A 703-nucleotide genomic window follows, 5' to 3' on the forward strand; every position below is an offset into this window, starting at 1 on the left:
GGCATCGTAAAGTTAACGCGCTCAGGCATTAAAGCGGGCGTGTCGCTTTCGTTCAGTTGGTGTCAAGGCGAGCGATATCGGACCATAATTGTATGGCGGTGGCTCGCAGTTCTCGATGGTGGGCGGATGGAATATCGTGGCGGGGAATGTGCACGAGGTTGGCGATTGGGTCGTGGATGGAAACGAAGCGTTGAAGGTGCCCCGCTGACTTGAACCGCTTCATGATCCTCTCACGCCGTCGGATCGGCTGATGGGAATTCTCGGCTCGATTGTTCAAGCTCTTGTGCGAGCGATGCTCGACGCTGGGCATGATATCGCGTTTTGCGGCGCCATAGGATCGGAGCTTGTCGGTGATCATCACACGTGGCAAATGGCCTTGACCCTTAAGAAGCTTTCGCATCAAGGCGTTTTGCAGCCTTGGCATTGCGGCGACTTTGCACCAGGGCGTCGAGAACAAAACCATCCTGATCGACGGCACGCCAGAGCCAGTGTTTCTTTCCTTGGATGGTGATGACGACCTCGTCGAGATGCCATTTGTCGCCGAGCTTGCCGGCGCATCGCCTCCGTATTTCATTGGCGAAATGCCGACCGAATTTCTCCGCCCAAAGTCTCACAGTCTGGTGAGACACCATGATGCCGCGTTCGGCCAACAGATCTTCGACCATACGCAGGCTCAACGGAAACCGGAAATAGAGCCAAACCG

Annotated in this window: 1 pseudogene; it reads right to left on the reverse strand. The window is 55.8% G+C overall.

Annotated features, from left to right (window positions below):
* Positions 1-52 precede the first annotated feature (52 nt).
* Positions 53-703 (reverse strand): annotated as a pseudogene (locus tag AC1DUP_RS36765) (IS6 family transposase); the annotation flags it as partial.

The organism is Rhizobium sp. 01L419 (assembly GCF_056400025.1).